The sequence below is a fragment of the Roseibium sp. RKSG952 genome (assembly GCF_009711355.1).
Window position 1 is genome coordinate 1 of the sequence record NZ_SMMF01000482.1, and the last position, 1,246, is coordinate 1,246.

Here is a 1,246-nt window from a genome sequence, read left to right on the forward strand (position 1 = left end):
GCGGTTGGTGAATACGGTATGTGCTTTGAAGGAAATGGAAGGCTGACCAGATGGGCGGTGATATTGTTCCCATTTTTTATCTTCAAGCTGAAACAGCAGAGGCAAGTGGTATCCCATGTGGTGAAACCCGGAAGCAATTTAGGGTTTTCATGGGTTCTACTGCAATGAAGTCAGGCTCTCCTCGTGTGAAGAGGGAGCAAGCGTTAACAAATAAACTCATTGCGGAAGGTGTCTTGGTCGATGATGTGAGGCCGGATCTTTATCGTTTCGCTCAGGACTATGAATTCACAAGCGCGTCTGCTGCCGGCGGGGTAATCAAGGACGGAAATTGTAGTGGTCGGGAGGCATGGAAGAGCGAGCAGGGTGAAACACTGAAAACTTTCCTGGCCGCATATTCCGGTGAAAATGTAGACATTGAAGCCCTGGAAACTGCGCAAACCGAAACAAAATCAAGCGTATCAGTTCACGGAAACATGACAACCAATCTTATTCTTTACGGCCCTCCCGGAACCGGAAAAACCTATCAGACGGCTCTGGAAGCTGTCAGCTTGTGTATTGGCGAGGCACAGGCGCGCGAACTTGCAAGCCAAGGCCGTGCCGAGCTGATGAACGAATACAAGCAGCTTGTTGCAGCCGGTCAAATCGAGTTTGTGACCTTCCATCAGTCTTTTTCCTATGAAGAGTTCGTCGAAGGCCTTCGGCCGTCCACTGAAAGTAATCAAATAGGTGAAGACACTGCGAGCGCCGGTTTTAGCCTTGAGCCACATGACGGGGCATTCAAGCGCATCAGTGAACGGGCGCGGCTGGACAAGGGGGACGAGAACGGGGATGGTCGCTTGTCCCGCCGTTCGAGGATCTACAAAATTCATTTGCCTACCGGAGCTGAAGGGCAGAAACGGCTCCAGTTCATGTTAGATGACAATGTGATTTTCACCGATGTGGGAGGCGACATCGACTGGTCCGATGATGCTTATGACATGGATCGGGACACTCCATTCAACGGATGACATCGACAAGACCTTTCTGCGTCGGCGTGCTATCCTTCAGTCGTGCGGTCGACCTCGTGGCGAAGCGCGGCGTGTCGGCTGGAAGCGTCGTCGGGCGACCCATCGGAGTCCTGCCGAGGTGAGGCGGTCGCCCCCCTGTTCTGCTCACCTCGTGGTGCCCGAGAAGCATCGCTGCGACCGGCCTTCGGGCGCGGCTGCCAGGCGGCAACGAAGTGCTCGTAGCTCTCCTGGGCCCGCTC

General features: G+C 54.3%; 1 protein-coding gene. It reads left to right on the forward strand.

Features of this window, described 5'->3' with window-relative positions:
* Nucleotides 1-50 precede the first annotated feature (50 nt).
* On the forward strand, nt 51-1,007 hold the full coding sequence (locus tag E1297_RS01690) for a DUF4357 domain-containing protein (RefSeq protein WP_155133092.1): 957 nt from the start codon (nt 51-53) through the stop codon (nt 1,005-1,007).
* Nucleotides 1,008-1,246 lie beyond the last annotated feature (239 nt).